The organism is Paenibacillus sp. AR247, from assembly GCF_002968895.1.
Lineage (GTDB): Bacteria > Bacillota > Bacilli > Paenibacillales > Paenibacillaceae > Paenibacillus_AQ > Paenibacillus_AQ favisporus.
The window spans coordinates 1,210,940-1,216,197 of record NZ_PCZT01000009.1 but is presented as its reverse complement, the minus strand read 5'-3'; the positions used below and the strand labels follow the sequence as shown (position 1 = coordinate 1,216,197).

Annotated in this window: 8 protein-coding genes; 5 read left to right on the top strand and 3 right to left on the bottom strand. The window is 53.2% G+C overall.

What is annotated here, in order from left to right:
• Positions 1–816: carboxylesterase family protein (locus CPT76_RS37360; RefSeq protein ID WP_181152836.1), on the top strand; the 816-nt coding region annotated here is incomplete at its 5' end.
• A gap of 97 nt (positions 817–913) precedes the next feature.
• Here the strand turns inward: CPT76_RS37360 and CPT76_RS13740 are convergent.
• On the bottom strand, positions 914–1,312 hold the full coding sequence (locus CPT76_RS13740) for a GyrI-like domain-containing protein (protein WP_105443314.1): 399 nt from the start codon (positions 1,310–1,312) through the stop codon (positions 914–916).
• A 263-nt stretch (positions 1,313–1,575) separates the two neighbouring features.
• Here CPT76_RS13740 and CPT76_RS39625 point away from each other — a divergent pair, with 263 nt between their 5' ends.
• The 4 genes from CPT76_RS39625 to CPT76_RS13725 all read left to right on the top strand — a co-directional run bounded on the left by CPT76_RS39625 (position 1,576) and on the right by CPT76_RS13725 (position 4,162).
• Entirely contained in the window at positions 1,576–2,115 is a 540-nt protein-coding gene (locus CPT76_RS39625; RefSeq protein ID WP_258168407.1) for an alpha-L-fucosidase, read from the top strand.
• Between the two features lie 31 nt (positions 2,116–2,146).
• Positions 2,147–2,695, top strand: coding sequence for an alpha-L-fucosidase (locus CPT76_RS39620; RefSeq protein WP_258168406.1), 549 nt, complete (start codon positions 2,147–2,149; stop codon positions 2,693–2,695).
• A gap of 24 nt (positions 2,696–2,719) precedes the next feature.
• Positions 2,720–3,592, top strand: a complete 873-nt coding sequence (locus CPT76_RS13730; protein WP_105443313.1) for a sugar phosphate isomerase/epimerase family protein — start codon at positions 2,720–2,722, stop codon at positions 3,590–3,592.
• An 87-nt stretch (positions 3,593–3,679) separates the two neighbouring features.
• A complete protein-coding gene (locus CPT76_RS13725; protein ID WP_105443312.1) occupies positions 3,680–4,162 on the top strand; it encodes an NUDIX hydrolase in 483 nt (160 codons plus the stop codon).
• Here the strand turns inward: CPT76_RS13725 and CPT76_RS13720 are convergent.
• Together CPT76_RS13720 and CPT76_RS13715 are read right to left on the bottom strand one after the other, a co-directional pair.
• A complete protein-coding gene (locus tag CPT76_RS13720; RefSeq protein WP_105443311.1) occupies positions 4,159–4,530 on the bottom strand; it encodes a hypothetical protein in 372 nt (123 codons plus the stop codon). The two genes, CPT76_RS13725 and CPT76_RS13720, sit on opposite strands and share 4 nt — an antisense overlap.
• A 71-nt stretch (positions 4,531–4,601) precedes the next feature.
• Positions 4,602–5,036, bottom strand: a complete 435-nt coding sequence (locus tag CPT76_RS13715; protein ID WP_105443310.1) for an Lrp/AsnC family transcriptional regulator — start codon at positions 5,034–5,036, stop codon at positions 4,602–4,604.
• Between the last annotated feature and the right edge of the window lie 222 nt (positions 5,037–5,258).

The window sequence follows — 5,258 nt, the reverse complement described above, 5'->3', positions numbered from 1 at the left end:
TCGGACTCCCATGGCAGGCTGCTTACGAAGGGACTGCTGGATATCCTTGGCATTCCAGAGGATCGGCTGGAGCGGCTGCAAGAAGTGCCTGCCGAGGAGATCCTAAGAGCGGCAGACGAGTTAAAACAGGCGGCGGGAGCAAGTGCTGTCATGCTGTTCCAGCCGGTCGTCGACGGGAAGTCGCTGCCTGTGATGCCCTTGGATGCGGTGGCTGCCGGTTCTGCAGCCGGCATCGAGATCATCATTGGTACGAACCGGGATGAGGGGGCGCTTTTTATACCGGAAGGCATGCCGATGCTGACCAAGGAACAAAACGCCCGGGCGTATACAGCGGTAACCGGATCGAAGGAAGCGGCGAGCTGGATCGAAGCATATCCGGCCACCGTGGAGGGACAGCGTCAGGCGATGACCGAGCTGTTCTTCTGGAGGTCGGCCCTTCAGTTCGCAGAAGCCCAGATGCCGCATGCGACGGTATGGATGTACCGTTACGATTATGCGATGGTGCCGGGCGATCCGCTGCTGGGAACGGCCTTTCATTCCGCCGAAATTCCGTTTGTGTTTAACAATCTCGACTTGCTTGCAGGCGCAGGTATGCCGGTCAACGAAGAGATGAGGAGCGTGGCGGAACGCATGCAGGAGGCCTGGACGTCTTTTGCAAAGCGCGGACAGCCCTCAACGCCTTCTCTGCCGTGGCCTGCGTACGATGCGGAGGAACGCTGGACGATGGTGTTCGGTGCAGACAGCGCGGTTACCCGTGATCCGGACGCGGACAAACGGCGGATGCTGACCGACGGGTCTGACAGAAGAACAACTTAAGCTCCCTATGTCAAAAGGTCACGCCTGGGAATCCAGGTGTGACCTTTTTTTCATAAACCATGAAGTATTCATTACACTTCGTTACTTAGCGGTTTGGTTACTTTACAGCTATGTAAATTTCTATTTCTCCGCCGGGGTGGTATTTCTCATAATCATAGGTATAAGCCCGACGTAACGCCCCTGCTTCTTCTTTCTCCCAGATGCTTCTCCACGTTTTCACGATTCCCATTTCATCAGCGGTGTCTACCGTAAAAACCTCGTACGTCGCGTCATCCGGGATTTCTATCCAAGTATCGCCTGGGACATTCTCGGTTGCGACGCTTAATGAATAGTCTCCCGTGTAATTACTTTCATAATCATAATAAATACCGTATATCATGTCGCGATGCCGCTCAACCTTGTCCGAGGCTTCGTTCCAAATGGCCTGGATTTTTCCCATCATGCCGGGGTCATTAAAATTATTCGTCCGCGTGCTGTTGATCAAGTGCAGTTTCATGGATTTCCCTCCGCTTTCCGTATCGATTCGGTTTCATTCAAGGCGTCTTGTTTCATCCATTATAGAACGTTTGTTTGTATTTTTCAAATTTTAACCATTCCGGATGATTAGAGATCGTGCGAAAAAAGCGAATTTGAATAAAAGGGTATACCCGATGCCGGAACGAAGAATAAGGGAGTGCCGTCCGGCAGTGCAGTAAGCAACGCTGTCGAATTTTGCTGCGGCACAAGTCAAGAAAACAGCTATTGGAGGGCGAATAGGGCATGAATCCGCGTTTTGAAAGAACGGCAACATTAATGAACGACCGCTTTGGCCTGTTTATTCATTGGGGATTGTATGCGATTCCGGCCAGAGGCGAATGGGTACGGAGCCAGGAGCGCATCACGAATGAACAGTACCAAGCCTATTTTGAGGAGTTTAATCCGACTCTGTATGATCCGCGTGCATGGGCCAAGGCGGCCAAAGCGGCCGGACAGCGCTACGCCGTGCTGACGACCAAGCATCACGACGGCTTCTGCTTGTTTGACAGCGAACTGACGGATTACAAAGCAACGAATACGCCGGCTGGAAGAGATCTGATCCGCGAGTATGTCGATGCGTTTCGCGAGGAGGGGCTTCAGGTCGGTTTCTATTATTCGTTGATCGATTGGTACCATTCAGATTATCCTGCCTTCGGCGACCGCCAGCACCCGATGCGTGCGGAAGAGTCGTACAAGAACCGGGAGGAGCAATTCGACCGGTATTTGGAGTATATGCACGGACAGGTCCGGGAACTGCTGACCACTACGGAAAAATCGATATGATGTTGAACAGATTATTCCGCCGCGCGGCATCGTGAATGAACTGGGCGAGCCGATTCCATGGGAGGCATGTATCACTCTAAACGACCATTGGGGCTACCATGCGACGGACAAAAACTATAAGTCTCCGAGACAGGTCATCCGTGCGCTGGTGGAATGCGTCAGCAAAAACGGCAATTTGCTCCTGAACGTCGGACCGGACGCCAAAGGGGAAATTCCAAAGGAGTCCCTGGCCATTTTGTCCGTTGTCGGTGAATGGCTGCGCCGGAACGGGGACAGCATTTACGGCTGCGGGATTGCGGCACTTCCCAAGCCGGAGTGGGGGCGGTATACGCAAAAAGGCAATAAGCTGTACGCCCATATTTTTGACCGCGGTATCGGCCCGATCTACTTCCAGGGACTGAAGGGGAAGATCAAGAAGGCCCGCCTGCTGTCGGACGGCAGCGAGCTGCACGTGGAAACGCCTTGGATGGCCGATCAATATTCGGATACGGACAGCGGCGCGTTTATTCACCTGGCCGGCGGCGATTTGCCGGATGAACTGGATACGGTCATCGAACTGGAACTGACAGAAGAAATTTAACAACAGACTGGAGGGATTGCGCGAATGAAGCCTGGAGTAAGTACATACAGCCTTTTGCAAGCGATTAAGGCGGGAGAGATGACCGTACTGGACGTCATCGACTGGATTGCGGAGCAGGGCGGGGAACATATGGAGATCGTACCGTACGGATTTACGCTGGAGGATCAGCCGGAGCTGGCCGATGCGGTTCGTGAGCGGGCTGCTGCCAAAGGGATCGAGCTGTCTAATTATTCGATGCCGGCCAACTTCGTGCAGGATACGCCGGAAGCCTTTGAAGAGGAAATAGAACGCATCAAGCGGCATGTAGACACCGTTCACCGATTGGGCATGAAGCATATGCGTCATGACGTGACAGCATTTACGCTGCCGCCGGAGAAGCGGGGCATCGATTATCTCGAAGCCAACCTGGACCAGATCGTCGAAGGCTGCCGGCGGATCGCCGATTATGCGGCGGGGTTCGGCATCACGACCACCGTCGAGAATCATGGCATGAGCGTTCAGGCTAGTGACCGTGTTCAGCGTGTGCTTCAAGCTGTTGACCGTCCCAATTTCAAAACGACGCTCGATATCGGCAACTTCCTCTGCGTCGATGAGCAGCCGCTTGTCGGCGTTAAGCGGAATCTCCCTTATGCATCGCTTGTGCACGTAAAGGATTTCTATATCCGTCCGGCGGACCAAAATCCGGGAGGCGGCGCCTGGTTTCTTACCTCACACGGCAACTATTTGCGGGGAGCTATCTTCGGGCAGGGCGATATCGATGTTCGGCGGGTGCTCCGTTTGATCAAGGAATCCGGCTACGAAGGCTACATTACGCTGGAGTTCGAGGGCATGGAGGAGTGCCGGGAAGGCACGAAGCTTGGCCTTGAAAACCTCAAGCGGATCTGGGACGAAGTGTAAAGCACTTCGATAGGGAAGCGGCTGCCGGGCCTGCCCGGCAGCCTTGTTTTTTGCTGAAACATAATCATTTACTTGGAGGTTGATTGCATGATGATGCCTACGCATATCGGAGCCGTCGGTGGCTTTGTTGAAAACGGCCGCGGGGATATCCTCCTGGTCAAGACACGGCACGGCGGATGGGTTTTTCCCGGCGGCCAGGTGGAGAATGGTGAGAACCTGATGGATGCCCTGACCAGAGAAATCAAGGAAGAGAGCGGCATCGACACCGAAGTGTCGCATCTGATCGGGATCTATTCCAATACGGGCAGCTACCTGTGGCATGACGGACAAACCCCGGTTCCGACCAAGCTGATGCTGGACTTTGTATGTACGCCGACGGGAGGGGAGCTGTGCACATCCGAAGAGACTTCAGACAGCCGCTGGGTGCCGAAAAGTCAGGTGCTCGACCTCGTAACCGCGCCGGCCATCCGGCTCCGCTATCAGGCTTACCTGGACTTTACCGGTAAAATCCATTATGTGGAGTACATCACGAGACCGGAATTTGAGGTTAAGCTGCAAAGAACGCTTTAATCCGAATGTAACGCCCCGGGCTCGGGGCGGGTCCATTTGACCCATACCCGATAGATGGTTGTTTTATCGACGTGCTGCTCGTCGGCAAACACCTCACGCCTGCCGTCACCCACGGTCTTCGCTTTCATCAGCTCCCATACCAGGGCGCCGGCGATCTTCGGATCGGCCGTCCGGTACCCGTCATACTCCCAGCCGAGTTTGTTATAGGGTTCGTCCAAGGCCCATACTTGGGCTTCATACATCGAATCAAACGTCATTTCTTCATCGTGCCAGATCAAACCGGACAAGTCGTGCTGCTTCAATCCATTGCCCGTATTTTGGGTTACAAGCTCGAAAAATGGCACAGGCTTGTTTCCATCATGCTTCATGTCCTGTCATCCCCCCAATTATCAATTCAACGAAACGCCGTACTAGCGGTGCATAAGTTTCTTGCGGTTGCTTATGGTTCGTCCAGCGCAAAAGCTCTGGAATCAAACGTCGTTGACAGCACGGTGATCGTCTGCGTGAAGCCGTACTTGCTGCAGGCCATCCGGAACTCCTCCAGCGATTGCATCGAAGCCGCAACCACCTTCAGGATAAAATTATATTGACCGCTGATTTGATGCAGCTCAAGCACGTCGGGAGACTGGGAGCAAAATTCGGTCAATGCGTTGCAGTGATCGGCCTGCACGAGAATAAACGCCGTGATCGGTTTGCCTATTTTATCAGGAGACAGCACCGCACGGTAGGATGCTATGACGCCTTTATCCTCCAGCTTGCGGATCCGCTCGGTCACGGCCGGACCGGACATGTTGATCATCCGGCCCAGCTCGGAAATGGAGATCCGCGCATCCTTTTGCAGAATATCTAAAATACGCAGGTCAATTTGGTCCATAAAATGAACTCCTTTCGTCATTTGAAAAAATCCAGGCAGAGCAAGCCTCTTGATTCAGATTCCGGATAGCACCTTCAAATTATAAATTCCGGAACGGTTGAAAACTTCAAATTCAAAGTATAAGGGTAGGAATAACTTGGTTTTGTATGTAACGATGCCCTGTGACTCTTACAATGGAGCTTAAGAAATCCAAACACAAGAGTCTTAGGAGGAGATAACCAT

Bases quoted from the DNA above. Each gene is read 5' to 3' on its own strand.
- CPT76_RS13720 (WP_105443311.1), bottom strand. From the start codon at position 4,530: ATGAAGCATGATGGAAACAAGCCTGTGCCATTTTTCGAGCTTGTAACC.
- CPT76_RS13740 (WP_105443314.1), bottom strand. From the start codon at position 1,312: ATGAAACTGCACTTGATCAACAGCACGCGGACGAATAATTTTAATGAC.
- CPT76_RS13715 (WP_105443310.1), bottom strand. From the start codon at position 5,036: ATGGACCAAATTGACCTGCGTATTTTAGATATTCTGCAAAAGGATGCG.
- CPT76_RS13725 (WP_105443312.1), top strand. From the start codon at position 3,680: ATGATGATGCCTACGCATATCGGAGCCGTCGGTGGCTTTGTTGAAAAC.
- CPT76_RS13730 (WP_105443313.1), top strand. From the start codon at position 2,720: ATGAAGCCTGGAGTAAGTACATACAGCCTTTTGCAAGCGATTAAGGCG.
- CPT76_RS39625 (WP_258168407.1), top strand. From the start codon at position 1,576: ATGAATCCGCGTTTTGAAAGAACGGCAACATTAATGAACGACCGCTTT.